The following is a 23,983-nucleotide window of genomic DNA, read 5'->3' on the forward strand; positions in this document are numbered from 1 at the left end:
TTCAACTTTTACAAGCCTTATCCTTTAAATAGCTCACTTTTTAACAATAAAAAACCGAAAAAAAATAAATGCTATTAAAATTCCAATAGAATTTGCTAAAATATCGTAATACTCAGCTATTCTATAATTGGTTAGAACACTTTGTAATACCTCAATAATTATACCATAAACAAAGCAACAAAATACAACAATATAGTTCACTGCCTTTTTACGAAAAGATATTAACCAAAAAAAGGTTAACATAAAATAAGCTATGCCATGTTCAATTTTATCTATACCAGAAAAACTGATAGGCATAGGTTGCTTATTGAACTTGACTAAACTTAAAATAGCAATAGATATCGTAATACCTATTGCTATTGTTAAACTGTTATCCTTTAATAATTTCTTGATAAGATTCAGCACTTAATAATCCTTCTATTTGCGAAGCATCTGATAACTTTACTTTAATCATCCATCCTGCTCCATAAGGATCAGAGTTTACTAACTCTGGCTCATCTTCTAATGTTTCATTAAATTCAATTACCTCTCCTGTTAAAGGCATAAATAAATCTGAAACTGTTTTTACTGCTTCAACTGAACCAAATACCTCTTCTATTTCTACAGTTTCATCAAGCGTGTCAACATCTACATAAACGATGTCTCCTAATTCTCCTTGTGCAAAATCAGTAATACCAATTGTAGCAACATCTCCTTCTATCTTAACCCACTCGTGGTCTTTTGTGTACTTTAATTCTGATGGAATATTCATTGTAGTTTTCTTTATATAATTTTGAATTGTGTGTTTCTAGTTTCCTAGGTTGTATACCAAATTAATCCCTGCATTAATTGATTGTCTTGGGAATGTTGTTGAAATTGCATAATTAAATGTTTGATGATTATAATACAATGATGCAGTTAAATTACTACTCAAGTTATAATCTGCTATAAACTTCAACCCAAACAATCTTTCTCCTCCTGTAATTTGATTATTGTTTTCGTCTATACTTCTTATTAACGTTAAATTATCTCTTAAAGAAATATCTGCTCTTAAATTAATATCTCCTTTTAGGGTTTCCTTTTTACCCGTAAAATGAGTTACAAATTTAACATCTCTAATCTTATAACCTAATCCTATTACATATTCTGTTCCTTTAATATCTGTTAACGTGTTATTATTAAAGTTTAAGGTTAAACTTCTATCACGTCTTATTTCTCCTTTAAAAGAGAATGAATTCTTCATTCTAAAATCAACTTTTATTAATGGCGAGAACTCATCTATTAAAGTTGCGGACGAAATTAACAATTGTGGTTGATAATTACCAGAACTATTTGTAATTGGTGGATTTCCTACAGATACTGGCATAGTTGGGTCAACTCCTTCGTATTGTAAATTATTCGTAAAGTTACCAATAGTGTAAGATGACTTGTATCCATGTGAAAGTGTAAATGAAGAGAAATTCTTTTTAAACCACTTATATTTCATTAATCCATTAAAACGTAAAGTCCAATTTGGAATTGGTATGTTTCTAAAAATACCTGTATCAACAGAACCTGGACTACTTCCTGAATACGCAGCCATAAATGCTGGCAACATTACCTGTTGTCCTTTTTCATTAAATCCAGACTGATCGAAACCTGTTTCATTTGCTAACCTTGTGGCAATTGTACTTCTATAATCTAAGAAGTTTTGAAATAACTTTTCACCATCAGTAAACATAGTTCCAATCATAGAGTAACTGATACTAAAGTTACCTGTTTCAAAAGGTCTAATATTAGGGTCTTGGTGAAAACCTCCATTTCCATCAGGAATGATATCTAACTGCTGTGTTATATTACTCGTTTTAATTCGATTTCCTCTAAAATCAATAGTCAATGTTTTAAATGGTTTAACCGAAATATTATAATCAAGTTTTTGAGCACCCGTCTTTCCATAATTCTTACTATAGTAATCATCATCTTCATTACGAGTAACTAACCAACCATTCGCTATTGCAGTATTCAAAATTTCTGTTTGACTACCAAAAACAAATCCTAGAGTAGGAGCTAAACCTCCACCAAAATTATCTCTTCCTAAGAATCCAACTGAAGGCCTATACCCTTGTAACAAAGTACCGTTATTTTCTGTATAACTAATTTTAGCTCTCTTGACTGAAGTTAGCACATCGTAAAAACCTTTCATTACTTTGTGTCCAAAACTTGCATTTTTCTTAAGCTTTGCTTTTTTCTCTGGTTGTTTTGAGCCTAATGCCACCGTACCTTTTTTAGTTGGTGTTTTTCTCGTTCCTTTTAACAACAATTTATCTAACTTCAAGGTTTTGTAAAACCTTCCAAAATCAATATTCGTATTGATACTATGCGTATTTGCATTTTGAATCATGTTACCTACTACATCTTGAAATTTTAGTGTAGTTGGTCCACCAGGAGTAGGATTATCAATAGGAATAATACTTTGTGATCCTGCCTGCCAATCAAAATCAGCAGTATAAGCATAATCTGCACTTAAGAAACTCAAGTAAGGAAACTTGTTTAATGGTAATTTATACGTTGCATTTAACTTTTGACGATACTTATCCGGTCTACCAATATTAAAAAACTGATCATAGATTTCTAAATTTTCATCAGCTCCAAAACTATCATATATATAGTTGTTGTTTGCATTGAAATTTAATTGCAATGATTTTGTCAAATCAAAATCAATTGTATAATCCCAATTAAACATAAATCTCCTTTGAATTAACTCTGGTTGTTCTGGTAAACCTTCAAATAAATTTCTTGATCTTTCAGAAACATAATTTCTATTAATTCTTGAATTTAAAGCTAATGTTTTAGGCACAGGGTTGAAGTTCAAATCCCTTATAAACTGTAGATATTTACTTTTAAATAATTTCGAATTTTTAAAAGGTGATACACTCCAAGGTAAAAAGGTAAAATTATAACTTGCACCAGCCATTACGTTTTGATTCGTAAAATTTTCTATGTTATAATCTTTATGGAACTCTTCGTTGTAAGAATAAGAAACCGAGAAGTTTTCTACATCATAAAATTTTGGTTTTTTCTTACTCTCTGGATTTCTGTTTTTCTTAACGTTGATGAAGCTAATACTTTTTCTACGTGTATAATCTTGTGCGTTTTCTAAGTTTCTTTTTGCTTGTTCCGAATTTGAATTTCTAGCTTGCTCCAGAGTAACATCTTGGAATTGTGGATCATATTGAGGGTCTCTAAATTCTTCACCATAACTATAACTCATTGGAACTTGCATATTCCATTTTTTAGGCATCATTTTACCTAATTGCACGTTTGTAGCTACGCTATATTGCTTTACCTCTTCAATACTTCTTTGTTGAACTCTGTCATCCACATTACCAAAACCAATAGTAGACATTCTACCTGCTAAAGAGATGTCTAATACATCTGCCATATTAGCATCAGCATTTATTACTGCAGCCCAACCTCCCTTGTTATCAAAACCTACAGCACGAAGTTCATTGAACCATACTTCCGCTGATTTTCGATCTGACGCAGCATTATTTACTCCAAGCATTACAGTTCTTACCTGTGCTAAAGTTGGGTTACCTTTCACCGTAACCCTTATGGTTCCACCATCTATGGATGGGTCACTAATATCTTGTGTAAATGGAATATTAAAACTTCCATCAGGTCTTTCTATTTTTAAACTAGATAATGCTTCTAGAGGAATGTCTAAGTTATTTTCTTTTGGCCAAACATCTAACGAAGTAACATTTGATGTAGATAATTTTAACGGTTTTTCTATTTGATAGTAATTATCATTTAAGTCGGTTCCTAAACGAATAACCGCAACTATTTCATCATCTTGGGTTTCTGTTGATAATGCACCTTGTTTATTTTCGGCATGCATAAACATTCTTAACCTCTTATACCTACGCATATCTATACTAATGTTTTTATAAATCGTTCGTATAGAATCGGTAGGTAAATCAGTAACTTTTAGCGTTACAGATTGCTCATTTTGACGTTGAATTCTATTAGTTCCTTGTAATTGCTCTCTTTGAATACCAGGAGGCAGTTTATAAATATCATCATTTTGCTCAATACTTACCACTCCAACCTCAAAGTTGTTTAACTGATCTAAAGATAAGTTTTGAGGAGTTCCTACATCAGGTAATGTCTTTGTATAACGTCTCCAATCTCCTCTTACCAATTCTAACTCTCCAAAACGTAATACTACAGGAATTTTAAACCCAGTTACAAACATTCTCATGAAACGGATACTGTTAAAATCGGTAATACCTCCTACTGGAGATCCGCTTCTTACGGGAATTCTAAACTGATACCATGTAGTAGCTCTCGTTTGCCCATTAGATAACGTAATTGTTTCATTCTTTGAATCTACAATAAATCCATTTCCATTGGATAAATCATTTCTGTTAAGAGAAATTTCATATTCGAAATAACTATTTACAGGATTCATTGTTTGATCCTTATTTATATCTTCTACATCAGGGTATGTACTTGAAGAAGTTGGAAACGCCTCATTAGATTGACCAGGTGTTGGTGAGTTTCCTTCTGTACCATTGAAATTCTTATAACGAGTTAAAATTGAAGGATCTAATGTTTCAATTGCTCCTCCTCTAAAAAACTGGAAGTTATCTCCTGAAGGATCTGGTAATCCACCAAACACAGGAAATTGTGCTCCTTCATCTGTATCATTTAACCCATCAAGTCCAATATCTTGTTGCGCTCTATCATCTCCACTACTATTAAAAGCATATAAAATTGAAGGGTTTGTAGGCACCTTACCCCAAACTGTAGGAGTTGTTTGTGTAGGATCATTAATTGTTGGTAAACCATTTTCATATTGTTTCCTACCATCACGTAAGATATCTTCCGATATATTACCTAAGTTAAAAACAAGTTTTCCATGATTTGAAGGGTCTGTAGGATCGAAACCAGCTGGTAAACCTTCTTCTTCTGTAATCGAATACCCTTCATACGGATCCATTAACCAAAACTGAATATACTCTACATTTGCTTGTTCAAAGTTATTGGTTGTTAAAGCTCTCATTATACCTCCCCAATTTTCTTCAGGAGTTTTTAATATTACTTTATTCTCAGCAACATTAATTTCTTGTACATCTGGGTTATAATTATAAGGTCCTCTTTCAGATGGATAAAATGCTAAATCTAGAGTTCGCACTAAGTTTTGCTGAGTTATATCTAAATCTGTATTTGGATATAGTTCATTATAACTAATTTGACGTACCTCATTTCTCGATAGTTCATTTTCATCAATGTTTCCAGGTCTATTAACACTTCCATAGAATAATTGATCAATATTATACCATGCTAATTTCGCTCTCTTATGGTTGTACGTTAAATCATCAACTCCTCCATTTAAACCTTGTGATTCTGGGGTACTTGCCAAAAACCATTGTTGAGGAGATGTTAATGTGATTGGAATCTGTGAAGCTTCAAAATCATCTAAATATGAAGTTGCTGTTCCATCAACATTAATTCCACTAGGTGCGCCAGGTAACAAATAAGCCATATCCGCTCTAACAGAAACATTGGAAGGCGCATCTGTTTCAACAAATGGTAACTTGTTTGCTAATTTTGTTAGGTATGGCACTTCTGATGAGTAATCTAAATTTAAACCTAACATGATATTATCGATAGGCTCTCCTCCTAAATTAACTTTTGGAGTAATTGGTCTTTCTGTAACATTCAAAAATGTACCTCCTAAAGTAAATTGTTCAGAAAAACGATGTTCTACATCGATTCCTATAAATGTTTTACGTTGTTGATTGAAGAATGTATTATTCTCAACAGAGGCATTAATTGGAATTCCAGAAGCTTCTAACCCTGGATCTAATATTTGTACACGTCCTAACTGATAATCTACTACATAATCAACACCTTCTACTAATTGTCTTCCTCCAGCAGTAACTCTTACCGACCCTCTAGGAACATTGAAGGCTCCTAAAGAAATACCTCTACTGGTTTCTGATTTAAAATATCCTTTTAAGAAAAACTTATCTTTATTTTGATATTCATTCTTTGCTTGAATCTTTGTAGTCAAATACAGTTCTTCGAAAACAATATTGTTCTGATCGTCTGCATCAGTTAATACATCTTTTAAGTCATCTCCAAAAGGTTCTGGCTCTGGGAAAATGATATATCCTCTATCTGAATTAACGGTTATGCCTTCTACATAATCGAAAAAACCATCACCATTTGGTATGGCATACTGACTCTGATCTAATCTATCTAAACTGGCCAATCTCAATAAAGGAACATTTGCAACATTTGGAGTTTCTGCACTTTGTAATGTATTTTGAAGTGTTCCGGTTTGATCGTTTCGATATAATAATTCAAAACGAAATCCTTCACGTTGTAACGGGAATGCTCCAATAGCATACACGTTTTTCATCATTAATCTCCATGTTGGAAACGATTCTCCTAAACTTGTTGCAGTAGCCGTACCAGGTCTTACTGTATTTAAGATTTCACTACGTAAAAGTTTTACTACAATATTATCTGGGGCAACAATTCCATCGTTAGAAAATTCTCCTACTTTAAATACTGTTTCTGTACTTGCTCCACCACTATCTCTAGCTCCAACTACGGTATATTCATAAGCAACAGCTAAAACTTCACCATCATTTAGTCTTCTATTTAAAGAAATATATCCTAATTGTGGATGTAATCTAAATTCATTAGGTTGTAACCTTCTTGCATTTTGTAAATATGAGTAGTTAAAACCTTGTCTTGCAGGAATCCCTAACCCATTTATTGCATTATCTACTGTAGCTACATCTCGAATTCCTCCTGTGGTTGTTGCTAATAAGCTTCCTAAATTGTTTACATCATTATAAGGTAATATACTCCCATTAGCACTAATAGCTCCTGGTGTTCTGATAACTTCGACTGGGTTCACCTCGTTTACATCTTCTGATTCCCCTAAATCGGCTAAGGCAACGATACTACGATAATCACTTACATTTTGAGTTTGATTGGTTACCCAAACCTCAACTCTGGTAATATTTATTGGACTATTTACTAATGGATAATTTTTTAATGCATCTGTATACTTATCCCTAAAATATTGAGATAAGAAGAAGTGCCTATCATTATCATAATCAGACGCTCTTAACTCAAACGGTTCAATCGTTGCTCCTCCTTGGGCAACTACTGTTTTAGATTGTGAATTTTGTTGAGAAAAAGCAGCAGTAACATACGTTTTCCCAAATTGTAATTCTGTTTTTACACCAAACAATGCTTGTGCTCCATTAATTAATGAGTTTTTAATTGGCATACTGATATTACCTGCTTCAATGTTTCTGATAATATCATCTTCTGTTGGTGTATATTCTAATTTAATGATATTCTGAAAATCAAAAGTAGATTGCGTATCGTAGTTTGCAGTAACAGTTAAACGTTTACCTACTTTAGCTTGTAAACTTGCACTAATTTGTTGGTCAAAATCAAAAGTAAAGCTACTTTGGTTTTCTATAGAAATCTGAGGATTTTCATTGTTTTGATAAATGGCTCCTAGCTTGATATTAATCTGCCCCGATGGTATTACTTCAACCTCATTTCCTCCAAAAACTGATTCGAAAAATTTTGAATTCACATAATACTTAGGAAGCAAGTTTTTACGTGCATTTCTATTTCCTTTTTTCTTACTATTTGTTGCATCAACTTTTTCTTTAAAGTACGATTTCATATCATTTTTTAAACGATACTTATCATACTCTTTTGGGGTCATGAAAATAGGAGTTCCTACATAATAATCTCCAATTTTTTCAACCAAAACAAATTTATTGATTGCTTTATCGTATGTGATTTGTACTTGAGAAGGATTGTTTAGAAACAAGCCTCCATTCTGATTATAATTAAAGTTATATTTCAGTGGAATCGAATCCTTTCTTATTAACTGTGTGCTATCTTTCGGGGTACTTTGTGAAAACGAAACAACACTTACCAATAAAGTAAGTGCTGTTAGTAATTTATTAAGAAATGTCTTTTCCAACCTTAATTATAAGTTTTTAAGAGCCATTTTAATCAAATGTTCAACTGTTGAATTTGGTGACTCTTTTAATATGTTCGTAACTACTTTATCGGCTTGCTTACGTGCAAATCCTAAAACCTCTAATGCAGATAACGCTTCTTCTTTGTTTGTATTGTCTTGAACTATTGAAACCTCTTCTAAATCAAAAGTTTTTAACACTTTATCTTTTAGGTCTACAATAACTCTTTGAGCTGTTTTTGCTCCAATACCTTTAACAGATTGTATAAGCTTTACATTTTCAGAAGCTATTGCTTGCTGAATATCTTCTGTTGTCATTGATGACAACATGGTTCTAGCTGTACTTGGCCCTACACCAGAAACCGAGATTAACAACTTGAAAATCTCTCGTTCTGTTTTATTTATAAAGCCATAAAGCGTATGTGCATCTTCTCGAATAGATAAATGTGTGTATAACACAACATTTTCTTCATTGGGTAATGCAGAATATGTATTTAGAGAAATATGCAATAAGTAACCTACACCGTTACAATCCACTACAACATCTGTTGGATTTTTTTCAACAAGTTTCCCCCTAATTTGTGTAATCATTCGCTTTTTTATTCGAGTTGTCTAAAGTAGAAAAAAATATTCTGGTTTAAAAGTCTATTCTTTTTAAGATTATTTGTTCTTTTTTTCCTTGTTTTGAGCATCTACCACAGCAACCGCAGCCATATTTACCATTTCGTCTACACTAGCTCCTAATTGTAAAATATGTACTGGTTTACTCATTCCTAATAAAATCGGCCCAACAGACTCTACACCATCAACTTGTTTCATTAATTTGTAGGTGATGTTTGCTGATTCAAGATTAGGGAAAATTAAGATATTTGCTCTTTTTCCATTTAATTTCGAGAACGGAAATTCTTTCGCCAACAACTCCGGATTCAAAGCAAAATCTGCTTGTAATTCTCCATCAACAATTACATTCGGATGATGACGGTGAATATAAGAAACAGCTTCTCTTATCTTTGCTGAACTCTCTGATTTTGAAGAACCAAAATTAGAAAAACCTAACATTGCTATATGTGGTTTCATACCAAACATTTTTGCTATGACATATGTTAGTTGTGAAATTTTCGCTAAGTCTTTAGCAGTTGGGTTGATGTTAATAGTAGTATCGGCTAAGAACATAGGCCCTTGTTTAGTCAACATCATATTTGTTGCCGCAACACGCGTAACACCTTTGTCTTTTTCAATTAACTCTAACATTGGCTTTACTACAGAAGGATACGATCTAGAATACCCAGTGATTAGTGCATCTGCTTCTCCGCTGTTTACCATCATCGCAGCAAAGTAATTACGTTCACGCATCCATTTTTGCGCTTCTAATAAGGTAATTCCTTTTCTTCTTCTTGACTCCCAAAACTTTTCAGCAAAGCGGTATCTACGCTCTTTCTCTTCGTTTGTCTTAGGATCAATAATTTCAACATCAGCATCAAACCCTAATTCTTCTTTTAGTTCTAGAATAATATCTTTATTTCCTAAAAGAACTGGAATACCAATACCTTCTTCGTGTACTCTTTGAGCTGCCTTTAAAACATCTAAATGGTCCGCCTCTGCAAAAACTACTCGCTTAGGATTTTTCTTCGCACGGTTATGTAATAAACGAATTTCTTTACTTCCCGTTCCTGAACGATCCATTAACTCTTCAATATACTTATCCCAATCTACAATAGGCTCTTGCGCTACTCCAGACTCTATTGCGGCTTTTGCAATTGCTGGAGGAATTTCATAAATTAATCTTGGATCAAATGGTTTTGGAATGATATAATCTTTACCAAATGAAAGACTTACTTCATCGTATACAATGTTAACTTGCTCTGGAACTGTTTTCTTAGCAAGATCAGCAATAGCATGTACCGCAGCCATTTTCATTTCTTCATTAATCTTAGTAGCTCTAACATCTAAGGCCCCTCTAAAAATAAACGGAAATCCTAATACATTATTAACTTGGTTCGGGTTATCAGAACGCCCCGTTGCCATAATAATATCTTCTCTTGTAGCTACTGCTAATTCATAAGAAATTTCAGGCTCTGGATTTGCCATGGCAAAAACAATAGGGTTCTTCTCCATTGATAGTAACATTTCTGGAGACACTACATTTCCTTTTGATAGACCTATAAATACATCTGAGTCAACCATTGCTTCCTCAAGAGTTCTAATATCCCTATCAGTTGCAAATTCTGCCTTTTGAGAAGTTAAGTTGTCTCTGTCTTTTCTAATAACTCCTTTACTATCGCACATTACAACGTTTTCTCTCTTTGCTCCTAGAGCTAAATATAAACGCGTACAAGAAATAGCAGCTGCTCCTGCTCCGTTTACAACAATTTTCACTTTTGAAATATCCTTTCCGTTTATTTCAATAGCATTTTTTAATGCTGCGGCAGAAATAATTGCTGTTCCGTGTTGATCATCGTGCATCACAGGAATATCTAATTCTTCCTTTAATCTTCTTTCTATTTCAAAAGCTTCAGGAGCTTTAATATCTTCAAGATTAATTCCTCCAAATGTAGGAGCGATTGCTTTTACCGTTTCTACAAATTTATCTACATCTGTAGCGTCTACTTCAATATCGAAAACATCAATATCTGCAAAGATTTTAAATAATAAACCTTTACCTTCCATTACAGGCTTTGATGCTTCTGGTCCTATATCTCCTAATCCTAAAACTGCCGTTCCATTTGATATTACTGCTACTAAATTGCTTTTTGCAGTGTATTTATATACGTTGTTTTTATCTTTTGCAATCTCTAAACATGGTTCTGCTACTCCCGGTGAATATGCCAAAGATAAATCGTGCTGAGTTGCATACTTTTTAGTAGGAACCACTGAGATTTTCCCTGGTTTTGGTTTTGCATGATATAATAAAGCTTCTCGTCTTTTTCTTGATTCGCTCATAATAGTTGTTTGTTTAAATGAACCTACAAATATAAAGACTTTGGTTTTAAGTACTCTTATTTTAATAAAGTTGATGAAAAAGATTTTATACTAGTCAAAAATCACTCATAAAAACTGATATAAGTCATTTTTTAAATCCTAATTCCACTCCATTTTTGTATAGAATTAAAAAATAACCATACAAATTATGACAACCATCACACCCCCGAACCACATTATTAACGAAGAAGTTAATTGGGACAAAACAAAAACCATTGTAAGTAAAACCGATACTTACGGTACTATTTTATATGCCAATGACATTTTCTCAGAAGTTTGTGGCTATAGTAAAGTTGAATTAGTTGGAGAACCACATAACATTATTAGACACCCAGACATGCCTAAGGTTGCTTTTAAAGCATTATGGGGAGCTTTGAAGAAAGGAGAAAATTACCATGCTATTGTAAAAAACCTAACAAAATCTGGAAAGTACTATTGGGTAATCACAGATTTTACAATTGATAAAAATGAAAACAATGAAATTTCAGGATTCACGGCGCGTCGTAAAGCTGTTCCTGATGGAGTAATAGAAAAGATAGAACCTCTATACAAAACTCTATTAGAAATTGAACACTTAAAGGGAGAAAAAGCTAGCGAACTTTATTTCAATGCTTATTTGAATGAAGAAGTTGGTAAAAGCTATGACGAATTCGTAATTGACTTGTTTGCTGAGGAAACTATAAAAGAAAACAAACAACAAGAAAAACAGGTTCCAGAAGAAAAAATGAGTAAAATAAAAAAAGGACTCAATTGGTTTTTCTTTGGTGAAACTGACCCCAAGTAGCGTTTTTACATTTAATCAAGACAGACATTATATGTTTGTCTTGGTTTTTATAAACGATATATTTCTAGACAAACCTTTAAACTTAGTTCTTTTTACCGCCGACTTTTTAAATACTTTACTAAATGTTTCTTGCGTAAGTTCTTCCCAGTCTCGTTTTGTCATATCTAACAAACCTTCTTGCGGATTAAATAGTGGTTGATTATGAGATTTAGAAAAACGATTCCAAGGACATACATCTTGACACACATCGCACCCAAACATCCAATCATCCATTTTCCCTTTAAAATCCGTTGGTATTGCCTCTTTTAACTCAATAGTTAAATATGAAATGCATTTACTACCATCTACTGTATTATTGGGCAATATAGCCTGTGTTGGACAAGCATCAATACAACGAGTGCACTTTCCACAATGGTCTGTTTGAAAAGGTTCGTCGTAAGCTAATTCTAAATCAATAATCAATTCTGCCAAAAAGAAAAAAGATCCTTGTTGTTTCTGAATCAACAAGGTATGTTTTCCATTCCAACCCAATCCAGATTTTTCTGCCCATGCACGTTCTAAAACAGGAGCAGAATCTACAAAACAACGCCCAGAAACTTCACCTACCTCATCATTTATTAATTGTAATAATTCACGTAATTTTTCTTTAATTACATGGTGATAATCTTGTCCGTAAGCATACTTAGAGATTTTACAACTTCCTTCTTGCTGTAATTCTTGAGGGTAATAATTATAAGAAAGTGAAATAACAGACTTTGCACCGTCAACCAACAATCTTGGGTCAAGACGTTTGTCAAAATGATTTTCCATATAATGCATTTGACCGTGAAAATCATTTTGCAACCATTGTTCTAACCGAGGCGCTTCTTCTTCTAAAAAATCGGCTTTAGCAATACCACAAGCTAAAAAACCGAGTCTTTGCGCTTGCTCTTTTATAAAATTTGAGTATTGCTGTTTTTGATTCAAAATATGTATTTTTAAAGAAGCAAAATTACCAAAAAGTTTACTTTATGGTTTTATTCACTTTTACTTAACAAATAATTACAGAACTTTGTACGTTACTAATAAAAATAGGATCGATTTTTGTAAAGGTTATTTAAACGATTAAACATTTTTTATTTGCAGAACCCCTTAATAATGTTCCTTTTAGTTCATAAAACATAATTTGATGAAGAAAATATACAAAATAGGATTAACCGTTATAGCAACTTTATTTATCATACTTATCTCTGTTCCGTTCTTATTTCAGGATAAAATAGTAGCCCTTGTAAAGAAAACAGTAAATAATAATATCACTGCCGAGTTTAATTTCTCAGATGCAAACCTTAGTCTGATTCGTGATTTTCCAAATGCTTCAGTGCAACTTTCAAATGTTTCTATAATTAATGACAAACCATTCAAAGGCGATACTCTTTTATACGCAAAAGATGTTAGTTTAGAACTCAAACTTACCGAACTATTTAAAAAATCTTCAGAGCAGTTGAATATAAAATCTTTTGAAATTGAAAATGCAAAAGTTAACGTATTGGTTAACGAAATTGGTATTGCAAATTATGATATTGCAAAACCATCTGAAAACAAGGATACAACTGAAAGCAATGAAGAACCTTCAAATTTTGGAGTTTCTTTCAACTCTTATAAAATTTCAAACTCAGAAATTATCTACGATGATAAAAAAGGAAAAATACAATTGTCTTTAACCGATTTTAACCACTCCGGGAGCGGAGATTTTTCTCAGTCTAATTCAGAATTAAAAACAGAAACTTCAACTGTAGTTTCTTATGGGATGGATAATACATCGTATGTAAAAAATCAAAAATTAGAACTAGATGCAATTTTAGGAATGGACTTGGTAAACAAAAAATTCTCTTTCCAAAAAAATGAAGCAAAAATTAACAACTTACCTCTAGTTTTTGACGGGTTTGTTCAAATTAACAAAAACAATCAAGAGGTAGCCATTAACTTTAAAACTCCTACTTCAGATTTTAAAAACTTTTTAGCTTTAATCCCAGAGCAATATGCAAAAAATATATCTTCAGTGAAAACCTCAGGAGATTTTAGTGTAGCTGGAAAAATAAATGGAATTGTAGATAATAACCACATTCCAAAATTAGATATTGTAGTAGCCTCTAGTAATGCTTCTTTTAAGTACCCAGATTTACCCAAAGCAGTAAACAATATCCATTTAAATATGCAATTAAAAAACGACACTGGTAAAACGGAGGACACTTTTGTTCGTTTTGATAATATCGCTTTTAAAATTGATGAAGATACTTTTTCAGGAAACGGAAGTGTTTATAACTTAACCAGCAACCCGTTAATCAATGCTCGTGTAAATGGGACGTTAAACTTAGCGAATATCAACAAAGCATATCCTATTGATTTAAAAAATGAATTGAGCGGTATTTTAAAGGCCAATTTACATTCTAAGTTTGATATAAAAGCAATTCAAAACAACACCTTAGAAAGAATTAAAAATGACGGAAACATTGAGGTAAGTGACTTTGTGTTTTCTTCGGAAGATGTGGTGAATCCTCTTCATATCAAGAACACAAAAATTAAATTCACTCCTACAACAGCTTCTTTAACAAAGTTTGAAGCAACAACCGGAAAAAGTGACTTAAATGCAAACGGAACTCTTAAAAATGTTTTAGGGTTTTTACTCTCCAATCAAAAACTTCAAGGAAACTTTAATGTAAACTCTACTAATTTTTATGTAAGTGACTTTATGCAAGAAAACACATCAGAAAGTCCAGAAAAAAAAGAAGATACTCCTACAGATGAAAAACCAACGGAAAGTTTAAAAATACCTGCATTTTTAGATTGTTCAGTTACTGCTGATGCCAAAACCGTACATTACGACAATCTTACTTTGAACAATGTAAAAGGTCAACTTTTATTAAAAGATGAAAAAGCTATTTTAAAAAATGTAAATGCCGATATTTTCAAAGGAAGAATTGCTTTGAACGGAGAAGTAGATACGAAACAAAAAACACCAAAGTTTAATATGGATTTAGGTATTAAATCTTTTGATATTTCTCAATCATTTACAAGTCTTGATTTATTACAATCTTTAAGTCCTATTGCAGGTGCTATGGATGGAAAGTTAAATTCCGAAATTAATCTGTCTGGTAGTTTAAATAAAGACTTCACGCCTAATTTAACTTCTATTTCTGGTAATGCATTGGCAGAACTACTTACCACGAAAATAAACCCTAAAAACACAAAAGCTTTAAGCTTACTAAACGATAAATTATCTTTTATTGATTTAAACAAGTTAGATTTATCAGATATAAAAACACATTTATCTTTTAAAGAAGGACAAGTACAAGTAAAACCTTTCAATTTAAAATATAAAGATATCGGTATTAACATTGGTGGAAGTCATGGTTTCGATCAAAGCATGAACTATAATGTTACCCTAGATGTTCCTGCTAAATATTTAGGCTCTGAAGTTCAAGGGTTACTGAGTAAGTTAAGTACCAAAGATCAAAACATCACAGTTCCAGTTACCGCAAATATTACAGGTAATATGACCAGTCCAAGCGTTACAACCGATTTATCCTCTTCTGTTTCTAAACTAACCCAAAAACTAGTTCAGCAACAAAAAGATAACTTAGTTAACAATACTATTGGTAAACTATTAGGAGGCAATAAAAAAGATAGTAGTAAAACTAAAGGTACTGATAAAACAGTTAAAAAAGTAACTGATGTTTTAGGTGGTCTTTTCGGAAAAAAGAAAAAGAAAGAAGAAAAAAAAGAGGGCGGTAATTAGCCTGAGGCAACCATCCTAATTCTTTTTGCGTCTAACTGTTTAAGAATTCTTTGTAATTTATTTAACAGCTTTTAAACATAAACAGGAATCTACTTCATCTATGTTTGTTCTAGATTTCAATTATAACCAACTATGAAAAAAAACATTACGCTATTATTTTTAGCATTTTCCGTTGTTTCTTTTTCTCAAATACGAGGAAAAATAACATCTAACAACAAAAAACCTTTGTCTTTTGTAAGTGTTTATTTACAAAATTCTATAACAGGTACAACTTCAAATGATAATGGAGACTATGAACTCTCTCTTAGTACAAAAGGAAAACACACCATTGTTTTTCAAATCTTAGGGTATAAAACTGTAAAAAAAACGGTTGACATTCAATCCTTTCCTTTTGAATTAAATGTTCAACTTTCGGAAGAGGAAGTTGCATTAGATGAAGTACTGGTTTCTTCAACAGAAAATCCAGCCAATAAAATTATTAGAAATACCATCGCTAATAAGAAGAAAAACACAGATAAGTTTGCTCAGTACAAAGCAGATTTTTATTCTCGAGGCTTATTTAAAGTAAAAAATCTTCCTAAAAAATTCCTAGGGCAAGAGATTGGTGATATGGGAGGTGGATTAGACTCTACAAGAAGTGGGATTGTATATCTTTCAGAAACTATTTCTAAAATTTCCTTTCAAAAAAAGCCGAAAAACTTTAAAGAACACATCATTGCTTCTAAAGTTTCTGGAAGCGATAATGGTATCAGTTTTAATCAGGCAGAAGAAGTTAACTTTAACTTCTACGAAAACTCTTTTAACCTAGCGGAAGCCCAAATGGTTTCTCCTATTGCTAATGGTGCTTTTGGTTACTACAACTATAAACTTGTTGGTACTTTTTATGACAAAAATGGCAACTTGATTAATAAAATTGAATTACTACCAAAACGAAAAAATGACCGTGTTTTTAGCGGTTTTATTTATATTGTTGAAGATGATTGGGCTATTTATGGAGCTGATGTAATTGTTACGGGAAATCAAGTTAGCATGCCTATGATAGACTCCTTAAACATTAAACAAAACTACAATTTTTCATCTAAGAATAAAGCTTGGGTACCAGTAACGCAAACCATAGATTTTAAAGCTGGAATGTTCGGGTTTAATTTTAACGGACGTTTCTCTGCAGCATATTCTAATTATAATTTTACCCCAAATTTTACAACAAACTCTTTTGGTAGTGAGATTTTATCTTTTGCTGAAAACGCAACAGAAAAAGACAGCGTATATTGGAATAAAATACGACCTGTAGCCCTAACCAAAGAAGAGGTTTCTGATTATAAGTTAAAAGACAGTATTAAAGCTATTAGAAAATCTAAAAAGTACTTAGACTCAGTAGACACTAAGAGGAATAAGTTTCGTCTTTTAGATATTCTTACGGGGTACTCTTATAGAAATTCTTATGATAAATGGTCTTTAAACATCTCTTCTCCAATAGAGGATATTAGTTTCAATACTGTACAAGGATGGAACACTTCTATAGGCGGAAGCTACTATAAAACACTCAATAAAAAAGGAAAAAGCATGGGATTTGGTGCTAATGTTAATTATGGACTTTCAGATAAGGAGATTAGACCTACGGGGTACTTTTTTTATAAGTGGAATAATACAACAAGACCTATCTTAAATATTTCTGGAGGTAATACTGTAGCGCAATTTGACGCGAAACGACCTATCTCTAAGTTTTGGAATACAATTAGTTCTGTTCTCTTTGAAAGAAATTACATGAAAATATATGAAAAAAACTTTGCTAAAGTTTCATACTCACAAGAAGTTACTAATGGTATTCGATTAAATGGTTCACTAGAGTACGCAGATAGAAAACCTCTATTTAATACTACCGATTATGTAATGTTTCCTAAAAGTGATGTTGCATATACTTCGAACAATCCACAAGACCCATCAAATTTCACAAGTTCTTTTACCCCACATACCATGTGGAGTTTTAATATTGGAGCAAATATTGTGTTTGGTCAAAAATACCTGTCCTATCCAGACAGTAAATTCAATATAGGAAATAACAAATACCCTTCTTTATACATTGGGTATCGTAAAAACTTTGGATCTGAAAATAGCGAATGGAATTCTGATTTAGTGTACTCTCAATTGTATCAAAATATTTCAATGGGAAATTGGGGACAATTTCAATATAGAGCGAAAGGAGGAATGTTCTTAGAACAAAAAGATATTCCTTTTATGGATTATGCTCACTTTAATGGAAATCGTTTGCTAATTGCTCCAAACAGTAACTATTTAACTGGATTTTTAGCCTTACCATATTACCAATTAAGTTCAAATGACAAATTTGGTGAATTACACGGTGAATATAATTTCAAGGGTGCCTTATTAAGTAAAATTCCTTTGATAAATAAATTAAACTTTCACCTAGTTACAGGTGCCAAAGGTCTATTTACCGGAGGTAACAAACCTTATAGTGAGTATTCTGTTGGTTTGGATAATGTAGGTTTTGGAAAATGGCGATTTCTACGTGTAGATTTTGTCCGCTCTAACTTTAACGGACAAAGTGAAAACAGAGTTGTTTTTGGAATAAAGTTGTAATTTTGTTATATGAATATAACCTTATTACTTTTTGGTGCTGCCACAGATTTATTAGGAACTTCAGAGATAACTCTTGAAGTTCCTAATAATACTAATATTGCTTCTTTTAAAACTTTTTTAAACGAGCAATTCTCAACCTTATCTCAGCTTAATTCTTATGCTATCGCTGTTAATGAAGCATACGCTAATGATACCGTTTTATTAAAAGAAAATGATGTCGTTGCTATTATTCCACCTGTAAGTGGAGGGTAGTATTTCTACTTTAAATATTTACCTACAAAAAAAGTTCCGAAAGGAAGTATAGATAATAAACATACCATTCCGAAGGATTTATTATCCCATTTTAATTCCATTTTTAACATTACGGCTAGCGCTATGTATGCTACAAACAAAATACCATGTGGCATTCCTAGCATTTTTACATATTCAGGATTGTTATACAAGTATTTAATTGGTACTGCTACAAATAATAATAAAATATAAGATATTCCTTCTAACCAGCTTACTAGTTTAAAAATATTGATCATTTTTTTTGACTTAAAAATTGGTTTGTAAAGATATTGAAATATTACGTCCTGCAGCTGAAACTCCTGAAGCAAATTCTTTATAATGTTCGTCAAATATATTTTGAATTTGTGCCTGTAACGCAATGTTCTTGTTTACTTGATATTTACCATATATTCCTACAGTAAACCAAGCAGGTGTTCCGTAGTATTTATTAATATCTTCTGTTGCATTTGGGTTTACAATTGGAGTTTGCTCATGATTATCAATTCCTTCTGTTAAATTATAATCGGTAATATCCTTTTTTGCGTTAAACACTAAATTAGCACCTCCTTCAAATTTATCTTTGGTATAGTTCAATTCAAAACGTCCGAACAACGGTGGAATTGAAGATAAAGGCTCATCAGGAATATCTTCTCTATCTCCAATACTAATAGTATTTCCTTTGGTATAGGTTACGGATCCAGAAGTTCTCCAGTTTTTAAACAACTTCCCTTCATAACTTGCCGTAAACCCAGTAATATAAGCTCTTCCTCTATTATAATTACTTAAAATTTCTCCTTCAGAGGTTTCAAAAGTTTCTCCATCATACTCAACAGAGGTTAACCCGAAAAAATCAAACGGTACTCGAGTAATATTTTGATCTAAAATGGTAGCGTAAGCGTTAATTCCTAGACGAAATTTCCTATTGTTAAAATACTTTTGAAGTCCTACTTCAAAGTTATAAGCAAACTCTGGCCCCAAACTAGTATTTGGTACGGTAAGTCGCCCAGCTTTTTCTCTAATTTTACCAACATCATCAATATTTGGAGATCTGAATCCAGATGAAACCACTCCATTAATTTGCCAATTTTTGGTAGGTTTATATACATACCCTACTGTTGCAGTGATTGATTGATTATCTAATCGAATATCATTTTGAGGAATATTAATAAATGTTTCATCAACCCACCTAGCTTTTAACACTGTATGAGTACCTCTAAGCCCTGTATTCAAAGTAGATTTACTATTAATATCTTGCCTATAATCAAGATAAAATGCTGAACTCAAATAACTACTTCCTCCGTCAGGATATCTCGACTGTACGGTAAAATTGTTACCGAAACCTATAATTTCATTGTCTCTGATTCTCAATGTTCTTCCAAAAGAATTAGAGTTCACATCATTATAAGCTACTTCAAATCCATATCCTAAATTTCGTTTTTTTGCTAATGGAACAGAAAAATCTCCATTAATACTAAACACATCTACTTCTTCCTTTCTATAAGATCTTTCTAAGCTTCCAAATTTACGTTGAATACGACTCTCTTTAATGTTCTGGTAGGCCAATGTAATTGTACCTCTTTCCATCCACTTCTTTTTTGGATTAATTTCTAATTGAGGTGATATTAGCAATCTTTGCTGTGGGCCGTAATACCACTCAGCAAATTTTAGACTTCCATCTTTGGTCTCAGTAAGTCTATCAAAACGAGGTATATCAGATGATGTTGAATATTGAAAATTCAACTTAAAATCTGTACTCTTAGATAACGGAACATAAAATTTTTGTAAAACATCTGTTTGACTATAACCTGTGTTTCGCTGTAAATTAGGATTTGGATTTACGGTTGGTGTTTCAACATAGTTTCCATTAACATTTTCTGAGTACGAATACACCTTTCCCCAATCATCAAAACCATGAGATCGGTTTTTTCCCATTCTTAAATCTCCAAAGTTACTATGTGAAACACTAGTAAATGAGGCCCACTTTTTAAATCCTAGCTCAACAGATGCTACATTGGTAACTTCATTGTTTGCTGAACTATATCTTAGAAACGTATTTCCTTTTACATTTCCTTTGTCTGATAATTTTGGAGTCTTCGTATAATAATGAATTACTCCTCCCAAAGCATCAGAGCCATAAATAACAGATGAAGGGCCAAAAACAACTTCGGTTCTATCTAGCATATTGGGAGCTACTGTTATTGAATTTTGTAAATGTCCTTTTCTATAAATAGCATTATTCATTCTTACTCCATCCACAACTAAAAGCACTCTATTACTTTCCATCCCCCTAAGAATAGGGCTACCTCCTCCAAATTGAGATTTTTGAATTTTTATACCAGGAACACCTGCCAGTAAATCTGCCGATGTTTGCGGTGATACTCTTTCAATATCTTTAGCCGAAATCACAGCAATTTGCTCTGCAATTCTATTGGCTTTCTCTTTGTTTTTAAATACCGAAACAACTACCTCGTCAAGTTGTTCTGAGTTTTTAGATAGGTATATTTCAAAATTGTTTTGACTTAAAGTCGATTTTTTAGCATGTAATTCGGCATATGCTACGTGTGAAAAGATTAGTATCTCATTTGCTTTAAATCCTGAAATATCCACAACACCCTTAGCGTTTGTAATTCCTGATTTTGATTTATCTTTATTAAAAACAGTTACTGTTTCAATTGGTTTCCCTGTTTCACCATCAATTACAGTAAGGGTTTGTGAAAAAACTTGCGTTATTAAAAATAAAAAAAATAAAGTGATCGACTGCCTCATATACTAACTAAACACCGTTTCTAATACTGCTAATGATTTTGGTTTTCTAAAACCTTCCAAATGTAATTCAAAATACTGAATTATCACCTGAAGTATTACTTGTCTTTCTTGCTTATTGTAAGAAATTGTGTTTATGGCATCAAAATTTATGCCTAACAGGCTTTTAAAGAGTAAAAGTTTCTCTCCTGAAATCACTAACTTTTCGTATCCAGCATCAATAAAACAACCATCAATTAAACTAAACCCAGACTTCTCCTTTTCTGACACATCTGGATAAAACCCTAAGAAACGAGACAAGTTTAAAAGAAACAATAAATGAAAATTAGCCACTTCCGAATGTGTATCAAGCCAAATAAGTGCTGTTTCAACATACACATATAATGCGGAGTTCTCTTCCTCTTCTTGAATGATGTTTGCTAAAACCTCAGACAAAAACATTACAATAGTTTGTTTTACTACAGAAGTGTGAATGGTAGTATATGGCTGGACAACTTGAACTTCTTTTAATGTAAAAAGTGTTCCTTTTGAATAATTATTTGCTGTTATTAGAATTTGAGTAAGTGGTTGAAAATATGATGGTTTAAACTTTCCTTTCTTAGACTTAAGTACGCCTTTAATCAAGTACGTTTTTACTCCTTCTAGTTCTGTAAAACATTTAACTATTAAACTTGTATCGCCATATTTTATGGCACTTAAAACAATAGCTTTAGATGTTATTACAGACATTAATTACAAATTCTTTTAACTGATTTTTGTTCAAAGGTATTTAATTGTTATTGATAAAAAATGATACTTTCGTACAAATTTCATTTATTTAAGATATGGCTTTAGAGATTGAGAGAAAGTTTTTAGTGCTTTCAAATGCTTTTGAAGAAGAAGCAATCAAGAAAGATTATATTAAACAAGGATTTTTAAACTCTGATAAAAATAGAGTTGTTCGGGTTCGCATTAAAAATGATGATGGTTTTTTAACCATAAAGGGTCCTTCAAATGAAAGTGGAACAAGTCGTTTTGAGTGGGAAAAAGAAATAAGTTTAGACGAAGCCAAAAGTTTACTTAGTTTGTGTGAAAAAGGTGTCATAGAAAAACACAGATATTTGATTCCTTTAAAAAGTCACTTATACGAAGTGGATGTTTTTTTAGGTGAAAACGAAGGACTAATTGTAGCGGAAGTAGAACTTTCAAACGAATACGAGAATTTTTCAAAACCTACTTGGCTAGGTAAAGAAGTTACTGGTATTGAAAAATATTATAATTCTAATTTAAGTAAAAAACCATTTTTAAAATGGTAACATAAAAAAAAGGTTAAAAGTAAAACTTTTAACCTCCTTTTTTTAACAACCTGAGTTAGCCCCCCACAGATTTATTCTCAGGTTATTCCCCCTTAAAACATAGTTCAAATATACGCAGGCTTATAACGCAAGTTGTATACTTTTAATATTTGGTAGTAATCTCTTAATAAATTACACTGATTTAGCAATTTTCGGTTTTCTTAATCTAATGGAAATCTAATAACTACAAGGGTTCCCGTTTCATTATCACATGAAATTTCTTCTATAACTACATCATAATTATCTCCATACATTAATCGCATTCGTTCTTTAACGATATTGATTCCATAGGACTTCCTCTTAACAGGGTTCGCAGATTTTCTATTCTTACTTGCTCTTATTCCAATACCATTATCTTTAATACTTACTTCTATATTATCCGTTTTCCTTGTAATATTGATGCTTAGTTTTTTATCACCTTTTTTAAGACTTAACCCGTGCCAAATAGCATTCTCGATAAAAGGCTGCATAAACAACGGAACTACTCTAACTTTGTTTAAGGGTATTGTTTTATCAATTGTTTGATTTACTGTAAAATTCCCTTTTAATCTCATTTGTTCCAGCTTTACATAAATTGCAATAATCTGTAGTTCTTCTTCCAAAGAAATTGTATTTTCATTTGTAGCTTGTAAAACCTTTCTAACTAAAGAAGAAAACTTAGTAATATAATTAGACGCTTCATCTACTTTATTCTGAATTACATAGTTATTTATTGAATTAAGAGAGTTGAATAAAAAATGTGGATTCATTTGACTCTTTAAAGCTATCATCTTTAATTCAGAAATTTGATTACTTTGTGTTAACAAACTAATTTCTGCTTCTCGTTTTTTCTCAAAAATTTCTTTAAAATAATTTCCTATTAGAATTGCATAAATAGTACTCTGAATAATTGCTCCAACAAAATAATAGAACATTCTATGCACTTTAAAATCTATTAAATAGAACTCTCCTCTAATCATTTTAATAGAACTAATATTTGCAAAAATTAAAAACAATACAGCACCAACAAGCAAGTATTTTACTTGTCGAGTTTTTCTTTTGGAAAGAATATAAAATACATAAAACGCACAAAATGAAGATAATGGAACCGAGTAAGCGACTACTTTTTTTTGAACTTCATACCCAAAAAAATACTGAACCAAAACAAGCGTAAAAGAAAAAGCAAGCAAAACATACGAGAGTATTTTTGCATTCTTATCTAACTTTGGGAAGTACTTCTTACAATTGACCAAACTTCTACAAAAAGCAACGAAATATGCATATCCCATGTATTGAATGGAAAAACTTATATACTCGTAATAATGTTGTACAACAGGATTGGTAAAAGCATCTCTGATAACATATACAGTCAAACAAAACAAATAGATACTGTAGTACTTATGTACATTATCTTTATTTTGAAGATAAATAACAAAGTGATAGACAAACAAAACCAGCAATCCTCCTCGTATCCATGAATAAAAAGCTGATGTAATATCTAAGAGTTCCAT

The 23,983-nt window shown here is 32.0% G+C and carries 15 protein-coding genes; 5 read left to right on the plus strand and 10 right to left on the minus strand.

The window, feature by feature from the left end; all coding sequences use genetic code 11:
• Positions 1-33: 33 nt before the first annotated feature.
• The 5 genes from ABNT22_RS17815 to ABNT22_RS17835 form a co-directional block, all read right to left on the minus strand.
• Positions 34-297: a VanZ family protein gene (locus ABNT22_RS17815; RefSeq protein ID WP_348718070.1), complete on the minus strand. Its 264-nt coding sequence runs from the start codon at positions 295-297 to the stop codon at positions 34-36.
• A 73-nt stretch (positions 298-370) separates the two neighbouring features.
• Positions 371-751 carry a glycine cleavage system protein GcvH gene (gene gcvH / locus ABNT22_RS17820; protein WP_348718071.1) on the minus strand — a complete coding sequence of 127 codons (381 nt, stop codon included), beginning with the start codon at positions 749-751 and terminating at the stop codon, positions 371-373.
• 36 nt (positions 752-787) lie between these two features.
• Positions 788-7,993, minus strand: coding sequence for a cell surface protein SprA (gene sprA / locus ABNT22_RS17825; protein WP_348718072.1), 7,206 nt, complete (start codon positions 7,991-7,993; stop codon positions 788-790).
• A gap of 6 nt (positions 7,994-7,999) precedes the next feature.
• Entirely contained in the window at positions 8,000-8,581 is a 582-nt protein-coding gene (gene ruvA / locus ABNT22_RS17830) for a Holliday junction branch migration protein RuvA (protein WP_348718073.1), read from the minus strand.
• Between the two features lie 69 nt (positions 8,582-8,650).
• Positions 8,651-10,930 (minus strand): NADP-dependent malic enzyme, encoded by a 2,280-nt coding sequence (locus ABNT22_RS17835; RefSeq protein WP_348718074.1) that lies wholly within the window; start codon positions 10,928-10,930, stop codon positions 8,651-8,653.
• Between the two features lie 187 nt (positions 10,931-11,117).
• On the opposite strand from ABNT22_RS17835, the gene ABNT22_RS17840 reads away from it, so the two are divergent.
• Positions 11,118-11,753, plus strand: coding sequence for a PAS domain-containing protein (locus tag ABNT22_RS17840; protein WP_348718076.1), 636 nt, complete (start codon positions 11,118-11,120; stop codon positions 11,751-11,753).
• Positions 11,754-11,780: 27 nt separating this feature from the next.
• Here the strand turns inward: ABNT22_RS17840 and queG are convergent, their stop codons facing one another.
• Complete coding sequence (gene queG, locus ABNT22_RS17845; protein WP_348718077.1) at positions 11,781-12,719, minus strand: tRNA epoxyqueuosine(34) reductase QueG; 939 nt, start codon at positions 12,717-12,719, stop codon at positions 11,781-11,783.
• A gap of 202 nt (positions 12,720-12,921) precedes the next feature.
• On the opposite strand from queG, the gene ABNT22_RS17850 reads away from it, so the two are divergent.
• The 3 genes from ABNT22_RS17850 to ABNT22_RS17860 all read left to right on the plus strand — a co-directional run bounded on the left by ABNT22_RS17850 (position 12,922) and on the right by ABNT22_RS17860 (position 18,378).
• Complete coding sequence (locus tag ABNT22_RS17850) at positions 12,922-15,528, plus strand: AsmA-like C-terminal region-containing protein (RefSeq protein WP_348718078.1); 2,607 nt, start codon at positions 12,922-12,924, stop codon at positions 15,526-15,528.
• Positions 15,529-15,660: 132 nt separating this feature from the next.
• On the plus strand, positions 15,661-18,126 hold the full coding sequence (locus ABNT22_RS17855; protein WP_348718079.1) for a DUF5686 and carboxypeptidase regulatory-like domain-containing protein: 2,466 nt from the start codon (positions 15,661-15,663) through the stop codon (positions 18,124-18,126).
• 9 nt (positions 18,127-18,135) lie between these two features.
• Positions 18,136-18,378, plus strand: a complete 243-nt coding sequence (locus ABNT22_RS17860; protein ID WP_348718080.1) for a MoaD/ThiS family protein — start codon at positions 18,136-18,138, stop codon at positions 18,376-18,378.
• A 5-nt stretch (positions 18,379-18,383) separates the two neighbouring features.
• Here ABNT22_RS17860 and ABNT22_RS17865 read toward each other — a convergent pair whose 3' ends face one another.
• From ABNT22_RS17865 to recO, 3 genes are read right to left on the minus strand one after another with little or no spacing between them, the layout of a single operon-like run.
• Positions 18,384-18,653 (minus strand): DUF3817 domain-containing protein, encoded by a 270-nt coding sequence (locus ABNT22_RS17865; RefSeq protein WP_348718081.1) that lies wholly within the window; start codon positions 18,651-18,653, stop codon positions 18,384-18,386.
• Between the two features lie 10 nt (positions 18,654-18,663).
• On the minus strand, positions 18,664-21,162 hold the full coding sequence (locus tag ABNT22_RS17870) for a TonB-dependent receptor domain-containing protein (protein WP_348718082.1): 2,499 nt from the start codon (positions 21,160-21,162) through the stop codon (positions 18,664-18,666).
• A 3-nt stretch (positions 21,163-21,165) separates the two neighbouring features.
• The gene (gene recO, locus ABNT22_RS17875; RefSeq protein ID WP_348718083.1) at positions 21,166-21,888 is read right to left on the minus strand and encodes a DNA repair protein RecO; all 723 of its coding nucleotides are present in this window, start codon (positions 21,886-21,888) and stop codon (positions 21,166-21,168) included.
• 95 nt (positions 21,889-21,983) lie between these two features.
• Between recO and ABNT22_RS17880 the strand changes: the two genes are divergently transcribed.
• Positions 21,984-22,454 (plus strand): CYTH domain-containing protein, encoded by a 471-nt coding sequence (locus ABNT22_RS17880; protein WP_348718084.1) that lies wholly within the window; start codon positions 21,984-21,986, stop codon positions 22,452-22,454.
• A 200-nt stretch (positions 22,455-22,654) separates the two neighbouring features.
• Here the strand turns inward: ABNT22_RS17880 and ABNT22_RS17885 are convergent, their stop codons facing one another.
• Positions 22,655-23,983 carry a sensor histidine kinase gene (locus tag ABNT22_RS17885; RefSeq protein WP_348718085.1) on the minus strand — a complete coding sequence of 443 codons (1,329 nt, stop codon included), beginning with the start codon at positions 23,981-23,983 and terminating at the stop codon, positions 22,655-22,657.

This window comes from Tenacibaculum sp. 190130A14a (assembly GCF_964048965.1).
GTDB lineage: Bacteria > Bacteroidota > Bacteroidia > Flavobacteriales > Flavobacteriaceae > Polaribacter > Polaribacter polynesiense.